This is a genomic window from Longirhabdus pacifica (assembly GCF_004115085.1).
Taxonomy (GTDB): domain Bacteria; phylum Bacillota; class Bacilli; order Paenibacillales; family DSM-105158; genus Longirhabdus; species Longirhabdus pacifica.
The window spans coordinates 21,039-42,276 of sequence record NZ_QXJP01000029.1 but is presented as its reverse complement, the minus strand read 5'-3'; the positions used below and the strand labels follow the sequence as shown (position 1 = coordinate 42,276).

The window sequence follows — 21,238 nt, the reverse complement described above, 5'->3', positions numbered from 1 at the left end:
AATTTATTGATATAATAGAGGTACATTCATTTTTATAGGAGGATATAAAGTGAGAATAGGTTATGTACGTGTTTCATCTAAAGATCAAAATGAAGCACGACAACTTAAAAAGATGTTGTTGGATTTAGGTATTCAAGAAAGAATGATATTCGTGGATAAATTCACCGGAGAATATTATAACCGTCCTGGTTATGAAGCAATGAAAAGAATACTTCGTGAAGGTGATGTTTTGTTTGTTGATGCGATAGATCGCTTGGGAAGAACGTATGATGGGATTCGAACAGAATGGCAGCATATAACAAGAGAGATTAATGCAGACGTTGTGTCATTAGAAAATGACACGCTGTTCGATAGCCGGAAATTTAGAACTATGGGTGATATAGGAAAGCTATTGGAAGATCAGTTTCTTTCAATATTTGCATATGTAGCTGAACAAGAACGAAAAAAAATATTACAACGTCAAAAAGAAGGAATTGCGGTAGCTAAAGAAATGGGTATTGAATTTGGCCGTCCTAAGAAAAATGTTAATACTCTTTCAGAAAAACAACGATCCTGTTTGGAAATGAATTTCGACAAATGGAAACAAAAAAAGATGACTGCTGTTGAGTTTATGGGTATGCTTGAATTGAAAAAAAGTACCTTCTATAAAATTGTGAAAGAGTACGAGAAGGAGAAGGGAGAAATGGGATGAGTTTAAATAAATATAACTCTCAATATGAAAATATAATGAAAGAAAGTCTGAGTACAGTTGATAGGGATAAAAAACTAGCTGATTTAATGACAGTATTAGAGAAAGAATATAAGATACCTAGTCTAAGGAATATTGAATTTGAAAAAAATAACAGAGCTATAATTGCTTTGTACAGGAAAATCAGTTTGTCACGTAATATTTAAATAATAGGTAGGTGATTATGATGAATATTTTAAATCAATTGCAATTTTTCGGCATATCGGGCTTACTTGGTTTATTTATGTTGATTCTAACAATAGTTGTTATGATTAAATTGGTTATATTCTTTTTTAAAGGCGTAAAAGGTGTGTTTTTTATTCTTTGCTTGCTTGCCCTCATATATGAACTTTATCATAGTGGGACTATATAACATTAATATTAATATTAATGTTAATATATAATTACGATGAATGTTTTCCATTTACTTTTTTTGTTCAAAACTTTACCGAATATTTTTCTTTGTTCCCTTTTTTTATACCAACCTTTGATAATGAATCTTGTGACAAAATCTAATGTTCCGTTAAGCTCATAAAATTCGCCATATTCCTTGATATAGTTTATATTTGATTTACCTATTCCAATGTAAGTAACACCAAAATAAACACCAGGAACTTTTACTAATTTTTCAATGTCTTCACGCATTAGATGTATCGCTGACTTTAGTCTTTCTTTAGTAGAACCATGCAATATTTTTTTCAATGCACTGGTCTTTACATGTAGTTTTGTCACTTTGTTTTTACGAGCAATTTTTAATGCTAGTTGTGGAGATTTGAGTAAAATGAATAGACTAAGAAAAATGGGAAAGATAGAATGTACTGAAAAGTATTGAAGCATACTTTTTCTTGCTCTTAATTTATAGTAATAGAAAACCAAATAGGCAACTATTAAGTAAAAAAATAAAAACAAAGTGAAGTAGGCTATCAATTTAATTAACTGGACAGATTGATAAAAATGGAGAGTAATAAACAAAAATATGAAAACGGTAAGTAGTAGGTGTGATAATTCTTCAAAGAAAAAAGATAATGTCCATCGATGCCAGTTAGGTATCATAATATCTTTAGTTTTTTTCTTCATGCATGTATCCCTTCTTATGTTTTAGTTCATATGTCATAATTATAGGATAAATATCATGAAAAACAAGAGTCTATTTTATCAATCTATTGGTTTTCTATAAAAAAAACTTTTGATATTTTCTCTTGGTTATGGTAGTATTTTCTTAACGATGAATTTTGTCGTTTTACAACTAAATCTCAAAAAAATGAATAATAAAAAGCGATGAATTCGAGTTGGCAGCTCTTATCCATCGCACGTGTCAATCTCGTACCAAACTACGAGGATCGACTTGATTTACATAAGTTATATACTTATTATATCAAGTTATAGCATTCTATTTCAAGTCCTTTATTGATTTCTTTTAGTGTATTGATCTATAAAAGGGATCTAATATAATTTTTGAAGAATGAAGCGATCTTTAGTGGTGTACGTAATGTACCTATCATTGAGGATCGCTTTTTTCTATATAAAAAAGAAAAAAACTCAAAAAATTTGAGTTTAAACCGTAACAGCTAAGTAAGAATGAGATCTCCCAATCTCAACCATTGAACAAATTCTCCCAAATTGTTCAAATACAAACTATGAAAACCTAAAAAATTAAAACAAATGCAAAACAAAACAGAAACACAATAAACAAAAAAACAAAAAAACAAAAAAACAAAAAAGCCTTTTATTTCCTTTTTTTAAAACGGACAATATGAGGTCTGCTTAAAGTTTGCCTTTTTCAGCTGTCGAGACATTATAGCATAAATAATTCTATTAATCAAATGGATTACTATATATATTACAAATTTCGACATGATAAATAAAATCGAGGTGTACTATGAAAACGTTAAAACAATGTTGGTACAATGGAAAATTTAAATATCATGAATTTAGAACAAGAAAATTTTATACCAAGTACAGGGAATTACCTTCATACACTGGACTCACTTTTATACAGCACAATCCTATCGTATCATTTATATCCATTGCTTCTTTTTCCTCTCCTGTATCTTCTTTTGAAGAAAGAAAGGTGAGAATTGAAAGTGAGGAAACAATTAGAATGCCATGGTTGATAGAGTTTGAGAAAAGTAGAACTTCTCAACTCCATGATGCAATTAGTGTGCATGAATATTTGCAGCGGCATGGTGTACACAGAGATGATATTTTCACCTGGATCACAGGAGGTGGATCTATTTATATGGCCGTCAATCCAGACATCTACTCCTGCATTGGTAGTGGTAAACAACTTAGTATGAGAAATAAAAACATAACTAAAAAGATGATTAGTGATCTTAGTTTATCTTCTGTTGATCTATCTATATACGACTCCACCCGTATTATTCGTACTTTTAACTCTAAATACAAAATGAAAGGAAAAGGGTATACGGTTCCTATTTCATTTGAACAATTGCTATTAGTTCGAACCCATCTCAAAGAGTTTACTTCTAGTATAGTCAATCTTGATCATATTTATGCTCCATGCCATGAATCGCTAGATTGGAATGCGTTTATTGAAGAATGTGAGTCTCTATCTAATTCAAATCGGTATGAAGCGTATTTTGCTAACTCTTGTGAACGTCAATGTATAAGCTATTTTAAAACGTTTCCTGAACAAGTGCATAAAGGAATCAGAAATAAAGTCATTGTATCCATGGCCATAGATGCGCATCAAAGAGGCATAGAAACAGATTATATCTATGAAGCTGCTGCATGTTTTGAGGGACATGTTTCTAACCAGGACATTACTAGTCCTTTACGCAGCGTAGAACGTCATCAAACTAAATTTTCATGTCAGCAAGTACGAGACTATTTATCCTCCGGAGGACAAATCGATCCTGGTTCTCTTTGTGCTACTTGTCCTTTTTCTAAGGTGAATGAAACACAGCAACCTCAAAATGATTTTATGATCTATACAGAACACGTAAAAAAAATATATCAAGATAAATGGCCAATACAGGATATTGAACTATACTTTCGAATGTCATATGAAGGATTATTACGAGGGATAAAAAATATAAAAGAAGTACAACATCATCATGTAAAACAATATATGCGTATATGTAAAAAGCTATCACTTTCAATTTGTGAAGATGGCTATATTCAATTTGAACGAAAAAAAGGATATAAAGTACCGTACTTGTTTCTTCATGTCTTTAAAAAACTAGGCGGTGTCCGGTTGCGTCAATTTTTATTGTTGATCACGAAATGCTATCGCACGGTACAAGGAGGATTTTTAAGTAAAATTAAAAAGAAGTCTATTCAAGCAGCTTTAAAACTATCGGATAGAAGCTATTTTTACTTTATAAAAGAACTAAAAAAGAATGGTATGGTGACGTTTTTTAGTTCTACTATAAAGCTATCATTCGGTATATCCCAGTTAATAGATTATAAAAAAATAAAAAAATTGCAGTCTAAATGGATCCGGAAGACTGACAATAAAGATCAGATAACCCTTGATACATATACATTTTCTGAACATCTGGCATCGCATTCTCCGCGCCCTATATCAATATCTAAGGGGTTAGGTCTTTACCGGTTACTTTGAGTTTACCTTTTTATTGGAGTTTTTTAGTAGTCACCGCTCTTATAAACCCTTTGCCGCACCTGCGGCTACCACAACATTAGGAGGTTTTTTATTGTGAACAAAGTATCTGCTATTATCCAATCTTATCAAATTGCTACTTTAACTTATCCGTCTGATGAAGTTCTTTCTCTGTTATCGCCTTTGCCTTATGATAGAGTTCTGGAATTATTGCTTATTCTTCGTCAGTCTCCTAGAACGGTAAAATCCCCTTTGAATTTTTTACGTCGTGCTATAGATGAAGGATGGACACCGGAAACGTTACCTCAAAAAAATATTAATCGTCGTGCTGAAGATTATATGATCAATTTTTATCGTGATAAAGGATTTTCAGAGCAACAAATTCAACAGAAAATTTTGGATTATAGAGATGGAAGGTAATTTTAAATATTTGTAGTATTATTAATATTAACATTAATATTAAGGAGGTAGTTTTTATGGCTGTATGGGCTATATCGACTAATAAGGGTGGGGTATTAAAGACATCTATAACAACTAATCTGGCTGGTGTCTTTTCTAAAAAACATAAGATACTGATTGTTGACACAGATAATCAAGGTAATGTTGCTTTAAGTTTCGGAAAAAATCCAGATGATTATGAATATACGATTTACGATGTTTTAGTTGAAGATGTGAAAGCTGAGGATGCAATTTTTAATGTTTATAAGAATATTGATGTGATACCGGCAAATGATGATATGGCTTTTTTTGAGTTTGATGTTTTAAATAATTCAAATTATAAAAATCCATTTTCATTACTTAAAAATAAAATTTTAGATTTAAAGGATCAATATGATTATATATTAATCGATACTCCACCTAATATGGGTTTGGTTCAAGGAAATGTTTTATCCTGTTCTGATCAAGTCATTATACCTTTTCAACCTGAAAGCTATTCTATGCGGTCTTTATTAAAGATACTGAAAGCAATAGAAGATTTTAAAAATCAACACAACCCTAATTTGAACATATTAGGTGTTGTTGCAACATTAGTAGATTTAAGAACCATTTTACATTCAGAAGTGTTACAGGAATGTAGGAAATATTGTATGAATCATGATATAAAGGTTTTTGATACGATTATTCCTCGCTCAGTTCGTTTCGCATCATCTATTGCTTATGACGGCTTACCAGCTAGTTTAACGGATCATACAAATCAATTAGTTGCATCTTATTATGAACTAGCAAAGGAGATTACAAATGGCTAGAAAAAAAAGAACTTTAGCAAATTTTAATCAAGTAGCTAATAATAATATTAATATTAATGAAAATGATAATACGCATATTATTAATGAAGATATTATTAATAATAATATTGATGATAGTGTTAACACCAATGTTAATACTAATATTAATGAAAAAAATAATCATAACGAAAATAATATTATTAATACTAATATTAGCAATAGCGTTAATGATAATATTAGTATTAATAAAAATGTTAATATTATGGATAGTATATTTACTGAGGAAAAAAAGAAGGTTTTAGTGGGGGTATATTTAGATGAGCATATTGCTCATATATTGAACGAACTCAGTAAAAAAGGTGGAAAAGGAGCAAAAGGCATTAAAAGTAAAATAGTCAATGAAGCATTACGTAAGTTATTTAGTGAATTAGAATAATAATGTTAATGTTATTATTAATATTATTATTAGTAGAGAGAGAGGGGGGATGCGAGATCCCCTCTCTCTATTTTATTAGTGCGATCACTGGTAAACCAGAATCTTGAATCACCAGATTATATATTAAGCTTTTTTGAGTTCCATTTTCATACGTAGCAGTGAACGTGATGTTGTAATTTCCGTCAGGAATAAAATAATATTGTAATCCATTTCCGTATTTACCGCTCCAGTTTATATCGTTAGTTGATGTGAGATTAATTGTTCCAGCAAAATCAGGATACGGTTCCGATGAATATATTTCTGAAATTTTATATTCTGCTTTTGGAAAATCAAATGACACTTGTACATCCTTAGCATTTGATGATGTTGATGCGACGCTAAGGAATGGCTCTCCTGCCCAGAATACAGCTTCTTGTCTATTTCTCTCTATTCTAAGATCTTCCCATGAAGTGGTGGAAGGGTATATTTCAACTGTACTGTGTTTTATATCTATTGCTAAAAAGTTACTATTTACGAAAATATTCTTTTTAACAGAATCTGTTTCACCATCGGGGTCAGTAACAGTTAACGTAACCGTGTATGTTCCTGTTATTGCATTTGTTATTACAGGGTTTTGTTGTGATGAATATTCGTCAACATTATTAGGATTTATAATTTTCCAATCATATTCTAATGGATCACCGTCTGGATCATTAGATTGGTCTATGAGCTGTATCGTATCTCCTTCCCATGGTTCAGTAGGGTTCCATGTAAAATCAGCGATTGGAGCATCATTCCCTTTTATAAAGAAGTATTTAGGACTGCTTTGTGACCAATCATACCCATCGTAGACTTCTGCTATAACAAATAAAGGCGTGTCCTCCGGAAGTTGACTTGGAAACCAAGTGTCATTAGCTGCTGATACCTCTCCAGAATCTTTAACAAGATCATTGTTGTAGTTATAAACTTTGATCCTAAATTTGGCTTGGGGATCATTGTCCTGGTCTATAAAATCCCAAGCAAACGTTGGTATATCATCAAAGATAGTAGGGTTTTTATCATCATTACTAGATGGGTTTGTAATTTCTACCGTTGGAGGACGATTGATGATAATAAAATAGTCATCCTCATTTTTGTATTCATAATCCCCATCCTCATCTTCATATCTAACCGATTGTGTAACTTTGTAATCTCCTCTATCTTCAAAAACTCTTGTCCAATCTTCCTCATATATAGTATTTTGCCACGGATAATTTCCTACTTGATATCGTTGATAATCTCCATTCTCATCTTTTTTGAAAAGATAATACCATATATCTAATTCTTCCCCTTCTTCGTGATATGCTAGATTCATAACATTTATATCGGTGTCGATATATCCAACTTTAGGAAAAAGAGTAAAGCCCGCCTTGAATTTTGTATGTTCAAGTATCTGAATGTCTGGTTCACTCCATGCCCCGTGTATATCTTTCACCCTCAGTGAAACAGTATATTGAGACCACCGGTCTAAGACGTGCTTGTCTGGTATTTTTCCTTTGTTCCAATCCCCATATTCTATAATTTCGCCATCATCCCATTTTATTTCTCTCCACATCCACTCCTCCTCTGCAATACCTTTGTCTGACCTAGAAAATATATAATCGGGGTCATAAGATGCAGATCCATCTAAAGAGATAAAATCTTCCCAAGATTTATCTGGATTTTCGTAAATCGTGTAATCGATCTTGGCTACAGGCCTTTCATGTACGTATATATTGGCAATAGATTCATTCGACCATAAGCGATAATCTACAAAATGCAAATCATCTCCGACAGGGTTGTCTTGTGCTTTCGCTTTAATTTGAAATAATCCTTTTACATCAAAAGTTTCAACTGGTGATGTTCGAGTTACATTATGATATTTTGAAATTCCCATACTATTATCAAATACATGAGGATCATGCACATACGTATAGGATTCATTGAATTTAGGATCATTTTCTCGATCTATATAATTCAGTAAATACTCCGCAGATTCGTCTAAAGTAATGTAAGTTGCATTTGATGGTGGAGTATATATTGCAGCTATAATTTCATCACGTAGCGTATTCATGACAGCATCTAAATTGGTATTCTCAATAAAGGTTCCGTTGTTGATTTTAAGAATACTTTGATGCTGCGTTTTATTGGTTGCTGCTTTCCCAATGGGAAAATAGTAACCACGGTGATCTAATATGCTTTGATTCACTTCTTCTTTTACTTTAGGATCAGTAAAATCATAGATTTTTTTATCATCGATAGGAACAACAATTAATTCCTCATCGTTGACTTTTATATCTTTAATTTTTGTTAAATCCACAGAGTTGGATCTATGAGCTTTATATACTACTAAACCGTTATCCGTTGTAATATATGCTCCATCTACTCCAATGTAATAACTAGCAGCGTCTGGATGTACCATTTCTTTTTTCCCAGTTTCCAATGACACTCTACGCAAGCCATCTTTTTTATAGTATAGCCACTTTTCTTCCACATCCGTTAGTGGACTATTTAAATTAAGGTGCGTAGCATCGTCATAAGACATAACAATGTTAGATTCGTTGGTTTTAAAGTTCCATCGACGAATCATGTTTTGCAATTCTCCGCCATTGTTATCTTTGTAATATAAATAATCATTCGTCACTTCAAGTATTCTTCCTGAATGACTGCTTCTTGTGCTGTTTTCTGTTTCACGATCATACATATAAATTCGATCATAAGTATCGTAATCTTTAGTATAGAAAATATATTTATTACTCTCGTCAATACCAACATAACGGAATTCGCCTTTGATGAGTGGATCATCTCCACTAGAAGGGTGATCATATCGATCATAAATCCCATTTTTTTTGGAAGAGCTTCGCAGCTCATAGCTCCATACTAAATTTCCTTTTTGATTCGTATAACTATTTAGATATAGGCTATCATCTTCGTCGTATCGATTTCCGCCAAACCAATATCCTCCATCCGAGCCAGAAGGGATATATTGTCTAGTCAAAAATCTAAATTTTTCGCCATCATCATCATAATGTTTATATCCATCTCCATAAATATATAGAGAATTTCTTAAAACTTCATCGTATCCTCCACCAACAAAACTTTCAAAACCATCTGATTTATTTGTTTTTGGATTGTAATAATATCTACCAAAAACAAAATAGTCACCTGTTACTCCTTTGAAATTTTTGTACCAACTATTAATACGACCTCTTGCATCTGCAACCATCTCTTTGACTGGTCGAGTAGGTGTTTTTTCAACCACAGCAGATACATCCATTCCTTTTGATACTAATGCTGGAATCACAGTATCATTTATCTTTGCTTCTACATCTGCTTTGCTGTACGTTGTATCTCCAACCTCTACTATAAGTTTAACTTTCTTTTGGTTCGTTGCTTCTAGGGATATAGCAGGGGCAATATTGATGACTTCTATGCGTTCAATTGCGGATGTATCGGATAAAACTTCGTCTTTAGTCACGAATTGAGAAACGAACGGGTCATCGAAATCTGCTTCAAATACTTCATGATAAGATTCATATTTTCCTACATGTTCTTGGATAAGTTCTGGATTTTCTTCGTTTTGGTCACTAAATGTTTTCCATACTTCTTCTTCAAAGTTTCCATCATTATCCTTATCGAAACGATAATACCAGAGACGTTTTGCTATGCTGTCTCCATCTGGTGAATATGAATTATCCGTCATTTCAATATGTGCGTTACCATCTGTAATTTCTCGCAGCACGGTTTTTGATGTATCAAATAAAGCAACAGGTGGTTCGTCAGGATAAATTTCTATAATGGCTTCATCTGTATCCGAATATCCTGCCGTGTTTTCTACGTATAACGTAACTTTATATCTTCCTGTTTCTTTATATAACGTGTCTTTTTTAGACACACTATTTAAACTACCAATGTATTTAATAGAATTGTTATCTTGTCCTTCCACTGGTGTAATTGTCCATTTAGTTTTGCTGTGATCTAATGGGAAACTGTCTGGTGACCAACTGTCTTTGGAATCTATTGTAATTTTTCTATTTACTTTAAAATCCCCGGACGAAGAAATATCTGCAATAGGGATTGGTGGAAGAATTGTAATGGTCTCTGTATCCCATGCGTATTCACCGCGGTTATCCTCAACTCCCACATACAGTTCCGTTTCTCCTTCTTGGAGAAACTCAATTTTCACTCGTTGCCCATCGGTATCTGATATGAATTTCATTTTGTCCTCGCTATCACCCGACATATCCCATTCGTACATAGCGATATAACCATCTGGATCAGATGCATTTGCCCGATAATACTCTGTATCCCCTACATATACTGTATCCTCACCACGTATATTAACTTTTGGGGGAAGGTTAGGTAAATCAACGGTAACGGGATGAGTGATGCTATCCGTTTTTCCATTTTCGTCTGTAACTTTTAAGGTGACATTGTATTTACCTTCTTTGGGAAAGGTGTAAGTAGGATGCTGCTTCATTGATTTGGTCCCATCAATATTCCATTCCCATTTGACGATATCTAGCCCGTCAGGATGGGTAGATTCATCCTTAAAACTGACATTTTGATTTGCTTTTGGACTTGATGGCGTATATCGAAAGGCAGCTATCGGTCCATTCGGTTCAGGATCAGGGTCTGGATCGCCACCACCCTTTTTTTCGTAATAGAAGTATACATATAACTTGTCATAGCTGCCGTCATAAGTGAAAGAAGGTGGATCACCATTTTTAGTAGATCCGGAAGGAGGTACACCCTCTTTAATTTTGTATCCTTTATAGATGTAATCATTATCCGTGGGATGTTTAAAAGAGTAGCTTATCCCTTCTTCTAGTGTTTCTTGACTATCTCCGAATACACTGTTTAGGCTTTGTCCTTTTTCAGTGAAATGCATAATATGTGCTGTTGCTTCTGTTGTTGTTACCTCAATTTCACCCTGCCATTTTACAACTATAGGGAAAGGGTAATTTACCCCATTGTTTCCTCCACAAGCATCTGTGCCGTTAAGTTTATATATCCCCTTCCCTGTGTATCCTTCAATGATGAGCTTTCCATCTTCCATACCAAAAGATCCTTGTATTTTTGAGTCAGCAGTGTCTCCCATTCTCGGATATTCCCCATCAAATACATGTTGTATGTTTTTCACTTCAGATAGAGAGTATTGTTTGTTTTGGTTATCTTTCCATGCTTTAGGATGTTCTAATATCGCAAAATTTCTAACCTTAGTTAGAGCAGGTTCACCACCTGCATCACTTGCGTATTTATACCCGTCTATTTCACTCCAGGTACTCCAATCACCATTTTGATGTTGACACCAAATATATCCTGGATAATATTCTTTAGTTGCTGTCACGGTAATCTTTGTTGTTGCTGCAATTGTTGTAGTAGGTATGAAACTAAATAAAAGTGCGATGATGACCAAAATAACTTGACACTTTTTCATTTTATTCAGTTCCTTTATTTAGATTAGATAATATATAGATTTGATTTTCTCCAACGTTAAAGTCACTAGAATTATAATCTTTCCTCATTGAACCATATAAAACAATCTCATATGTGCTATTTTTCTTGACTTTGACATCTTCATACATCCAAGGGAAGATGAAATCAAATTGTTTACTTGCTTGTGCATCTCCAAAAGCTGAACTAGGATACATCATAAGACTTTGGAAATATAATGATCTTCCCCCATCTTTTTTAAAGGTGACATCTGCTACACCAATAACATATGCATCTGCATTTAAATAACGATCTTCTAAATTAGAGCGATCCCATAAAAATTTACGTTCATACATACTTACGATATCACCTTTAATTGGAATAATATAAGCACGTTTCAATGTTGCAGTATAGTTGTTGTGGTCTAATGTCATATTATCTGTTTGTATGTTTTTAGCTCTCTCTAAATTCGATATTGTTTGAGCATTCGTACCGTATAATGCTACTTCTTCCATTTCATTAAGATATTGATAATTTTCTGGTGTGTTATTCTTCGCTGTGTGGTAAATATGCAACATGGTCGTTGCCTCGGCTCTAGTGGCTTTTTCTTCGATTCGAAAAGAGGAATCAGGATAGCCATTCATAATTCTTGCGCCGAACACCATCGCAAGATGCGGTACATCATCTTGCTTAAATTCTCTGTAGTCAATAAGCGGCAAATCACCGTTGTATAAGCTTTTAAATGAGTCTAGCAGTGTTTTGTATTTCTCATCTATTGCTAATGCTCTAGCGATCATTTTAGCTATCTCTAATCTTGAGATTGGTGTGTCAGGTTGAAATGCAGTTCCATATTCATTTTCTACAATTACACCAGCAGCAACAGCAGCCATAACTTCATCTTTTGCCCAATGATTTGTAATATCCGTAAATGAGGATTGTTTATTTGAAACTTCTAAATCTGACACCCTTTTTAATATTGAAGTGAATTCGGCCCTAGTGATGGTTGCATCCGGACGGAAAGTTCCATCTGGATACCCACTGATATAACCCTCAGATACTGCCCAATCAATATGCGCCTTCGCCCAATGCTCAGAAACATCATTAAAGTTTGCTGATGCTACCAAAGTAGAAAAAGTAAATAGAAGTAGCGTCATTACTATGATTTTTTTCAATGTATTCATCTCCCTAAATTATTTTCTTTTAATTTTATCAAAGTATTGAAAATGTATCAATTTATTAATGAAGAAAAAAGCCTAAGTCACCCCATATTCTTCGTGTAAAAAAGTTAAAAACTCTCTTTTGGGGATGCGAAGTGCTTTATTTATCCTTGTTGCAGGAATTTTATGTTTGTTTATTTTACGGTAGAAAGTGGCTTGTTTTATTTCAATATTGTATTCCCCAGCGAACTTCATTGCTTCTTTTACCGTTAAAAATTGTTTACTGATCAACATATCAATATATATCTTTTTCAATTTTGATGAATCATAACGATGTTCGATGTAATGGATGAGGGAACTTTTTTCGTATAAAAAAATAAGGGAGCTTTTTGATCCCTTTTTGACTCTCTGATTTTCCACTTGTTTAAACTTTACTTTTTTTTCTTCACGTAATTTTGAAATATCCCATGCTGAGTAATCTAACAAGAATTTTAAAATTTTCGGTTCAACCCATTCATCCTCTTCTTGAAGATTGTATTCTTTGGATACTAATAGACGACTGCAAAATGGTTCTGTAATATCTGTTTCAAATAAGTATAAGAAATTATTTTCTTTACATTTAATAAGAAAATTTTGTATTTGTTCATTATTATAAGTTAATCTTTTATCTTCGCTATTTAAGTTTTCAAGCTCGTCTTTAATTTGATGCATGGTGACATAGTCAATATTAAAGACATCTGCTAAATGGGTGAGATTTAATTTTATGGTATCTATAGAAACATTTTTCATAATCACAACTCGTTCTCTTTTAGTTCGAATTATATCATATAAGAACAGAACCGACCAACCAACATATACATTTTCTTACATTTTGTAAGTTGTATAACGTCGATTATAGGGATCCTAAGATGATTTTTATTTACAATAACATTATATAATATAATATCACTTTATATCATATAATGTTATTGTTATATTATGTCATACTATGTTATAATAATAGCAAGAGAGAAGTAAAGGAGGGACATTCATTGCAAATACCAATCGAAGATATCTGTAAAAAGATATTTAGAGATGAGGTTATAGATATTTTCTACATCATCTGGACGAACAAAGAAATATCCAAAACAGACATTGCCAAAACTTTCAAACAAGCTGTATTCCAAGATGAAGAAAATATATATGGTCAAAAGTTTAAATCGGTCATCAACGAGAGTATTGCAAAATTAGAAGGAGCAACATTTGTTGATTATTTTAAGGAGGGAGTCGCGTATAAGTATTTTTTAACGGAAACAGGGGAAGTTGCTAAAGAATTTCTTCAAGATTACATCGAAGAAAACAGTAGTATTTTACGAGGCAGCAAAGTCTTGAAAAAGGTAATGGAAGAAGGAGGAAGTTAAAATGACAACGATAGAAAAATCATGGAGACTAGAGAGTTTTGTAATGCAAAAGGAAGCAGAAGCTTCACTAAAGTACGGATTTATTGGTTTGGGACAAGGTGGATCTAAGATTGTAGATGCGTTTGCATCCATATGGAATCCTAAGACGAACCAGCCACAGTACCCAACCATCATCATCAACTCCAATATTGGAGACATTAGTAGTCTTCATAATGTCCCTAAAAACAATCAATTTGTGTTGAAAGGGTATGAAAGAGGGGTCGGAAAAGATCCGAGTGTTGGAAAGCAAGCATTCATGGAAAATGGAGAATGGTTATTTGAAGAAATTGTTCGTGTGATGAAAGACTGTGAAATGATTTATATTTGCAGCTCTCTAGGTGGAGGTACGGGAACAGGGATTGTAAATGCGCTTGTAGATATTGTAGCAGACTATTTAGCTATTCCAGTAGGTACAATTGTGTCGTTACCTAATCCAGATGAAGTAGAGTCGTTGAATGCATTCAACTCTTTATCTGAAATGGTTCCAAAACTAAATGAACATCGACAATCCGAAGATGGGAACTATCGGTTATTAGAAAATTGCATCGTACTGGATAATCAAAAAATCATCGAAGAACATTTGCAAAATCCAGAAATGCAAAACTTGACTTGGGACAAGTATTCTAACTATAAAGTCGCGAGTATTTTGCATGAGTGGAATGTCCTTACTTCTTTAAAATCTGAATTGACATTGGATGCGGCAGATATAAAAAATCACATTCTTCAAACAGGCGGCATTTTAACGTTTATGAAGAAAAAAATTAATTTAGATGATATTCGTGGTCAAGATGATCTGATACAAGAAATTGTTTCTATTTTTGAAGGACGTAATGTATTAGCAAATGGCTTCGACTACGAAAACGATGTAAAAGCATTAGGGATGAGTATTTTATTACCACGAAAACGTAATATGATTAATCAAGATACATTAGAAGTGGTGAGAAAGAAATTAAAAGAAAAAATTAAAGGATCTATTTACGTGGGGTATGCAACTTGGGGTAGTGAAAAAAATGCATTAGTGTATACGATAGCAAGTATGGGAGGATTACCTGTACGTGCGAAACAATTGAGAAATGAAGCTGAGGTACTTTTGAAACAAAGGAAAGAACGAGAAAAAGCAGCTCAGGCAAGTTTAACATTAGGTGGAAAGATAGAAGTGGAAGTGAAAACGAATGCAAGAAAAATCCGAGGTGGAAATCCGTTTCAACAGCAATCCCCTGTAGAAGAAGAGAAAATAGAAACAAAAGAAAATGGTGTGTTTAATCCATTTAAGAAATAATATATGATATTTATATTATATCATTTAATATCATATTATATCATCTAATATGATAAAAGGAGGGATCATGTTGAAAGGTACAACGCATATTGCATTTGCAACGACCATATATACATCATTGAATACGATTACGCTAATCGAACCTCAATTATTTTTATGTATGATGGTTGGGGCATTAGCTCCTGATATCGATAAAAAAAACACCATGATCTCCAATAGACTATTCAAACTACCTTTTGTAACGCACCGAAAAGAAACACACTCTCTTGTCACTAGCCTTGTGATCGCTACTATATTATGTATATGTTTCCCAAAGGCTAGTACGTGGATTATTGCATTCTTTATTGGTGTTCTGTCTCATATTTTACTAGATATGTTTAATTTGCGAGGGGTCTATCTACTTTGGCCTTTTACGAAAACAAGAATTTCATTTCGTAAGAAAAACACATCATTACCTTCCTATGTGGTGAGGAAAAGAGAAAAATGGATCGATCACATTTGCATGATAGGCTTCACAGCTATTTCAATTTTTTTGATTGTATATCAATCAAGTCTTTTTATGCTGCCATAAAATTATATAAAACTATTGAAATTGTATCATTATTGCTGTATCATAAAGATATGAGATTGATCTGTTTTTGGTATGTTTTTAACATGCTTCTACGAAAAACGTATGAAACATATGGTGCTGTGGGAGATGCAGGAAGCCCCTTGCCCCCGTCCTGCTTGGGATTTCGTCCTTTCGGGAGTGGGGTCACGGCTATAAAGCCATCCGTGACCCCACTCCCTCGACCACCTTTTTCTAATGAAAAAGTGAAAACAGTCGAAGGACGAAATGATCAGGACGGGGGCAAGGGGAAAACAGTGTAAATAATGATATAGTAAAAGTAGAAAATGATGACAATGAAATAGAAGAAGAGAGAGTGAGAAGGTCAAGGTCAAGGTCAAAACCTTTGTGGGCGGATTCGAGGAAGCTTTTTGTGGGCGGATTCGAGGAAGCTTTTTGTGGGCGGATTCGAGGAAGCTTTTTGTGGGTGGATTCGAGGAAGCTTTTTGTGGGTGGATTCGAGGAAGCTTTTTGTGGGTGGATTCGAGGAAGCTTTTGTGGGTGATTCAAAGCAGTTTTTGTAAGAATGTTCAAAGAAGCTGTGTCGGTAGAATCGAGGAAGGGAGGTTGTCATTGCTTCGCAATCCCTTTTATTTTTAAGGTATGGATCTCTGCATATTTTTTTGAGATAAAGTGATAGAAATTAAATACTTTAATATAATTAAATGAACTTATTAAAGGAGGTGGTTCATGAATCACTATGCTTTATACACATCATATAGAAAGGAAAGGGAATATGAAAAAAATATCAGCACTCATGCTTAGTTGCTATGTTGCGATCATGTCTGCTTCATCGGTATTTGCAGTCGGAGAAGGAATAAAAACAAAAGCACAATCAGTAGAATCAAACTTTTGGTCTTTTATACAAGATATTTCATGGTATATTGCTCCCATTCTCATCATTGTATTGCTGTTATTAAAACAAAAAGCAGCAACACAAGGAGATTCACAGCAGGAAGGAATCTTTACAAAAGGAATATGGACAGTGGTACTTCTACAGATCACCATCCAAGTAGGGCCTCTATTAATGGAATTGTTTAAGGACCTATTCTAAAGGTGGGTTGTAGATGAATGTTAAAAAAAGTATTCTCATCATCTTGGTAACCATGATCTTTATGGTTGTCACTACACAATCTACTTACGCCTTTTTTGATGTAGGAGAAAAAATAAATAATTGGATAGAGAATGAAGTAAACGAATGGTTGACCGAATCCATAAAGTGGATTCGGTCAAGTTTGGCAGATCCCTACTATAAAGAGCATCCTGATATCATTCATAAATGGTTAATCATTCTAAAGGGGTTAGCTTGGGTCTTGTTTTCATGGATGGTCGTTAGTCGTTTAGGGGTAAACATGGGTTCTCCATTTGTGACAGGACGTTTGCATTTCGAAGAAAAGAATCTGTTGCTAACAGGTATTGGTGGAGGACTCATGATATACGCTGGTACAGATATCATCGATATGATCCAGCAAATGGCAAACTATTTTACTATCCAATTAGGCAATGTGGATTTTGAAGTTCCAGTAGGAACGGATGATTTTAAAGATGCAGGTTATCAGCTTTTAGGTTTTTTACTGCTCGGTATTCTTTCTATTATATGGGTCGTTTTATATGGTATTTATCTCATATGTGATGCCATGATTGATTTTCTCACAGTGACCTCTCCATTAGTTGGAGCGTCCATCCCTTACACCGATCGCTTTTTCCGTTTGTGGATCAATCTGACATTCGGATTTGTGATCATAAAACCGATTCATATGCTGGGGATCAGCTTTTTCTTTGATTACACCGTAAGCATGGGAAATCCATTCGATAAAGTATTACTTTCATTGTTTACGTTCATCATCATACTCGCACTCCCTGTTATTATTATTGGTTTTGGAGTGAAACAAATTATATCGCTAGGAAGGGGGTAAAAAATGGCATCACCGGTGTACAAACGAGAAAAACAACGTACGGTTTTCGGAATTTTCACTAAAAGAGAACGAAATATTATTATCATTGCACTCGTTATTGCTTTCTTTTTTATCCGTCCTAGTGGTGTAGATGAAAGTCAATATCAATGGAATGTACAAGCGGTTCCTGTTGCTGTTGAAGAAAATTACGGAGTAGATTGGGGCGCACTTCCTGATGAGGAAGAAGAAATGAAAGCAGGGCTTCAATCATACCAAGTGGATCCATCCATTGTGTATGAACGAAAAAAAGTCATTTTACAGTGGGAAGAACGAGATGGTTATGAATATCAAATGTACCTCAATGATGAAATGATTCAAACCACATCGATTGGTATTTTCGTGTATGAGTTCGAGGAAGTAGAATCATCCAGGTTGGTGATGTTTCTTCGAGTCTTTGTTTTAGCACTAGCAGGAATCATCGCTTTTATCGACGTGAATGGGACAGATATTGAGAAATATGTGATGCAAATAGGGAAACAGTATATTCAGTTTAAAAAGGTATTCCAAATTCCTTTAGTAGGATTAAACATCAGTATGCCCGTCAAAAAACAAACGGTATTTCATGTGGATAAGCAAAGTGTGGATCCATTTATGCCAACACAGAAGAAAAAGCAGATGAAAAAGAAGAAAATCGAGAATTTAGATGCAGTGCAAAAAATAGAAAAAGTGTTTTATGCCACGCAGCAACCGATTGCTTTTGAGACATCGATGAACACGATTGAAATTTTACATGAAGCCATGACGATTCGTTTGCATCGAGGGAGTAAAGGAGAGATCAAGGTTGATATTCGGGACAAAAAATAAATCCAATATACAGACTGTGCAAGACATGCTTGGTTATGAAGCTATTGAAAACGATATGATCATCATTAACAAAAATGAGTATGTGATGGTGTTGGATTGCTCTTTAATTAACATGAAATCTAAAAATGAGACGGAAGTACAAAAAACGATTGGTCGTTTTAAAGAAACAGTGAATGGGCTTAGGATTAGTCATCAGTGGCGAAGAATTAACATGGTTTTGGACATTCATGACTATGTGCAGGAAATGAAAAGCATTAAGCAACATGTGGATCCTATCCGTGCAAAATGGATTAATCCTTATATTGGTTTTATTGAAAAGCAAAAAGAGGAAAAAAAAATGATGGAAAGTGAATTGAAATTGATCATTGGCTATCGTGTTGGACAAGAAACGAATGAGGTAGATCGAAGTACACAAAAAATGATTAAGGATGTCATTAACTCTTTTATTCCGAAGAAGAACTTCTTCAAAAGTATGGATGAAAATGAAAAGATGCAAGAAGTAAGCGAGATTTTTAAAGGAATAGAAGATGATTTGAAAGAGTCATTAAAAAAAATACGAAGTGGCATTAAGCGATTGAAAACAGATGAATTGGAAACGTATATGTACAAAGCTTATCGGCGTGAGATGGCAGTCATACAAAGATGGGAAGAAGTCCCGATCAACGGTATACCTCTTCATGTAGAAGGAAAGGAGGACGAACATGTTAAAGTGGCTCAAGTCTAAGCCTAAGAAGAAGCAAACGTATGAAATAGATCGACAGCCGAAGCAAGAAATGTTTCAAGATCCGATGCTGATACAAAGAGGGATGAAGGAGAAAAAAGATTACATGGCTCCGCATCCTGTGAATTTTAAAGCGCTGACGTATCGTAAAGTAGGCGAGTATTATATTCAAACTTTGTTTGTTTTTGGTTGGCCTACGATATTGCAGCATAATCACTTGGAAGATTTGTATCACATCAATGTTAATACCGTGATCAATTATCACGTTGTTCCTGTAAACAATAAATTTTTTATCCGATTTTTAAACAAACGGATTGACGATAACAACAAAGCCATTCGCTTTTTAGAAAAACGAAAAAAAAGTGATGGGTATAAAGAAGCGCAAGTGAAAAGAGATACGGAACTTCGAGATAAGCTGATTGATGAAAAAGAAAATAGTTATGTCTTGTCTGCGTATATTGATGTTCACGCAACAACACTTGAGAAGTTAGAAAAAGAAGTGAGCAAAGTACAGCGGTTGTTGGGACGAAAAGGCATGAAAGCTTACAATTGCGATGGGCAAAATGAGCAAGCCTTTTATGCTACTTTGCCACTGCTGATGGATCAATTAGGAAAAGTACAAGATTTTACGACATCCAATATTGCAGATCTGTTTCCCTTATCGTCTAGCAGCTTAAGCATGAACTCCGGCATTTACTACGGACAAAATAAAGGGGACGATTCCATGATTTTATTGGATCGTTTCAAAATGAAAAATCCCAATGCGGCCATCATTGCACCTTCTGGATCTGGAAAAAGTACGTTTGCTAAACAAGAACATTTTTCATACTGGCTCAGAGGAGCAAAGGTATACATCATCGATAGGGATAACGAAACCAAAGCCATTACGAAGGAAGTTGGAGGGTTGTTTCTCGATTTTTCGAAACGTTCAGATCTAAGAATCAATCCATGTGACCTTCGTTGTAACGAGGAAGATAAATATGATTATTTTGATCGGAAAGTAGATTTTCTCATTAATTTGTATCGAAAAATGGCAGGGAACATCACGACAAAGGAAAGAAGTTTGATCGCACGTTGTATACGTGCAGCATATGAAGAAAAAGGATTTACGGAAGATTACAACACACTCTATGAAGCTGTACAGAAAGATGCAGGGTCGATAAAGATAAAAAATCGTAAATTGCGTCCTTTGACGGATATGCCTACTCTCTCAGATATTGACCGTCAAATGAAAGAATATGAATCCTTAGAAAATTTGAGAGATGAAGTAGCCTTCTTCATTGAAGAAGGCCCTGGGAAAATCATTAATACGCATAGCAATGTAGATATTACGGAATATGAGTGGGTATCTTTCGGAGTCAGAAATTTAAGCAATGAAACACGGCCAGTCATTTTGTGGATCGTACTAGATTTTATTGAAAATGCAATCAAGGGAAATCAAGATTTATCAGCCCATTTAAGAGAGCAAATCATGGTCTATGCGGAAGAAGCATGGTCGATTATCAACAACGATGAAGAAGCAGAGTATTTTTATGAGTATTCCAAACGATGCAGAAAATACGGTGGTGCATTAACTACCGTTTGGCAAAATATTATGGACTGCTTGAAAGATGCAAATGGCTTCGGCATAGAAATACTAAATAACACGAGTATGGTTGTCGTGTTAACGGTAGGACAAAAACCAGTTGGTATTGAAGAGTTGAAAAATGAATTAGGTCTCAATGACAAAATCATTGATGACCTCAAAGTTGCGGATAAAGGGGAAGGGTATATTATTACCGACAAGAATAGTGCGGAATTTAAGCTTGAAATCATACCGGAGATCAAGCATCTTGTAACGGCATCGGCTTTTGATGAAGCGAGTTAAATAT

19 protein-coding genes are annotated in these 21,238 nt (G+C 34.2%); 15 read left to right on the top strand and 4 right to left on the bottom strand.

Annotated features, from left to right (window positions below; genetic code table 11):
• The first annotated feature begins 49 nt into the window (after positions 1-49).
• Together D1Z92_RS15875 and D1Z92_RS15870 are read left to right on the top strand one after the other, a co-directional pair.
• Positions 50-691 (top strand): recombinase family protein, encoded by a 642-nt coding sequence (locus tag D1Z92_RS15875; protein ID WP_128896666.1) that lies wholly within the window; start codon positions 50-52, stop codon positions 689-691.
• On the top strand, positions 688-894 hold the full coding sequence (locus D1Z92_RS15870) for a hypothetical protein (RefSeq protein WP_128896665.1): 207 nt from the start codon (positions 688-690) through the stop codon (positions 892-894). Before D1Z92_RS15875 ends, D1Z92_RS15870 begins: the two co-directional genes overlap by 4 nt.
• A 226-nt stretch (positions 895-1,120) precedes the next feature.
• Here D1Z92_RS15870 and D1Z92_RS15865 read toward each other — a convergent pair whose 3' ends face one another.
• A complete protein-coding gene (locus D1Z92_RS15865) occupies positions 1,121-1,804 on the bottom strand; it encodes a hypothetical protein (RefSeq protein ID WP_128896664.1) in 684 nt (227 codons plus the stop codon).
• Between the two features lie 802 nt (positions 1,805-2,606).
• Between D1Z92_RS15865 and D1Z92_RS15860 the strand changes: the two genes are divergently transcribed.
• The 4 genes from D1Z92_RS15860 (at position 2,607) to D1Z92_RS15845 (ending at position 5,972) form a co-directional block, all read left to right on the top strand.
• On the top strand, positions 2,607-4,313 hold the full coding sequence (locus tag D1Z92_RS15860; RefSeq protein ID WP_128896663.1) for a hypothetical protein: 1,707 nt from the start codon (positions 2,607-2,609) through the stop codon (positions 4,311-4,313).
• A 93-nt stretch (positions 4,314-4,406) separates the two neighbouring features.
• Positions 4,407-4,730, top strand: coding sequence for a hypothetical protein (locus D1Z92_RS15855; RefSeq protein WP_240666777.1), 324 nt, complete (start codon positions 4,407-4,409; stop codon positions 4,728-4,730).
• 56 nt (positions 4,731-4,786) lie between these two features.
• Positions 4,787-5,557 carry a ParA family protein gene (locus D1Z92_RS15850; RefSeq protein WP_128896661.1) on the top strand — a complete coding sequence of 257 codons (771 nt, stop codon included), beginning with the start codon at positions 4,787-4,789 and terminating at the stop codon, positions 5,555-5,557.
• Positions 5,550-5,972: a hypothetical protein gene (locus D1Z92_RS15845; protein ID WP_128896660.1), complete on the top strand. Its 423-nt coding sequence runs from the start codon at positions 5,550-5,552 to the stop codon at positions 5,970-5,972. Before D1Z92_RS15850 ends, D1Z92_RS15845 begins: the two co-directional genes overlap by 8 nt.
• Before the next feature lie 67 nt (positions 5,973-6,039).
• Here the strand turns inward: D1Z92_RS15845 and D1Z92_RS15840 are convergent, their stop codons facing one another.
• The 3 genes from D1Z92_RS15840 to D1Z92_RS15830 all read right to left on the bottom strand — a co-directional run bounded on the left by D1Z92_RS15840 (position 6,040) and on the right by D1Z92_RS15830 (position 13,351).
• Entirely contained in the window at positions 6,040-11,409 is a 5,370-nt protein-coding gene (locus tag D1Z92_RS15840) for a PKD domain-containing protein (RefSeq protein ID WP_128896659.1), read from the bottom strand.
• 1 nt (position 11,410) lies between these two features.
• Entirely contained in the window at positions 11,411-12,577 is a 1,167-nt protein-coding gene (locus D1Z92_RS15835) for an S-layer homology domain-containing protein (RefSeq protein ID WP_164931660.1), read from the bottom strand.
• An 81-nt stretch (positions 12,578-12,658) separates the two neighbouring features.
• Positions 12,659-13,351, bottom strand: coding sequence for a helix-turn-helix domain-containing protein (locus D1Z92_RS15830; protein WP_240666781.1), 693 nt, complete (start codon positions 13,349-13,351; stop codon positions 12,659-12,661).
• A gap of 242 nt (positions 13,352-13,593) precedes the next feature.
• On the opposite strand from D1Z92_RS15830, the gene D1Z92_RS15825 reads away from it, so the two are divergent.
• The 9 genes from D1Z92_RS15825 to D1Z92_RS15785 all read left to right on the top strand — a co-directional run bounded on the left by D1Z92_RS15825 (position 13,594) and on the right by D1Z92_RS15785 (position 21,234).
• Positions 13,594-13,962, top strand: a complete 369-nt coding sequence (locus D1Z92_RS15825) for a hypothetical protein (RefSeq protein ID WP_128896656.1) — start codon at positions 13,594-13,596, stop codon at positions 13,960-13,962.
• Position 13,963: 1 nt separating this feature from the next.
• Entirely contained in the window at positions 13,964-15,280 is a 1,317-nt protein-coding gene (locus tag D1Z92_RS15820) for an FtsZ/tubulin family protein (protein ID WP_128896655.1), read from the top strand.
• Positions 15,281-15,347: 67 nt separating this feature from the next.
• The gene (locus D1Z92_RS15815; RefSeq protein WP_164931659.1) at positions 15,348-15,851 is read left to right on the top strand and encodes a metal-dependent hydrolase; all 504 of its coding nucleotides are present in this window, start codon (positions 15,348-15,350) and stop codon (positions 15,849-15,851) included.
• Between the two features lie 83 nt (positions 15,852-15,934).
• Positions 15,935-16,150: a hypothetical protein gene (locus D1Z92_RS15810; RefSeq protein WP_128896653.1), complete on the top strand. Its 216-nt coding sequence runs from the start codon at positions 15,935-15,937 to the stop codon at positions 16,148-16,150.
• A 473-nt stretch (positions 16,151-16,623) separates the two neighbouring features.
• The gene (locus tag D1Z92_RS15805) at positions 16,624-16,941 is read left to right on the top strand and encodes a hypothetical protein (protein ID WP_128896652.1); all 318 of its coding nucleotides are present in this window, start codon (positions 16,624-16,626) and stop codon (positions 16,939-16,941) included.
• A 13-nt stretch (positions 16,942-16,954) separates the two neighbouring features.
• Positions 16,955-17,803, top strand: a complete 849-nt coding sequence (locus D1Z92_RS15800; RefSeq protein WP_128896651.1) for a hypothetical protein — start codon at positions 16,955-16,957, stop codon at positions 17,801-17,803.
• 3 nt (positions 17,804-17,806) lie between these two features.
• A complete protein-coding gene (locus D1Z92_RS15795) occupies positions 17,807-18,646 on the top strand; it encodes a hypothetical protein (RefSeq protein WP_128896650.1) in 840 nt (279 codons plus the stop codon).
• Complete coding sequence (locus tag D1Z92_RS15790; protein ID WP_128896649.1) at positions 18,624-19,370, top strand: hypothetical protein; 747 nt, start codon at positions 18,624-18,626, stop codon at positions 19,368-19,370. The genes D1Z92_RS15795 and D1Z92_RS15790 overlap by 23 nt, the downstream gene beginning before the upstream one ends.
• Positions 19,348-21,234, top strand: a complete 1,887-nt coding sequence (locus tag D1Z92_RS15785; protein WP_128896648.1) for a VirB4 family type IV secretion system protein — start codon at positions 19,348-19,350, stop codon at positions 21,232-21,234. The genes D1Z92_RS15790 and D1Z92_RS15785 overlap by 23 nt, the downstream gene beginning before the upstream one ends.
• The last annotated feature ends 4 nt before the right edge of the window (positions 21,235-21,238 follow it).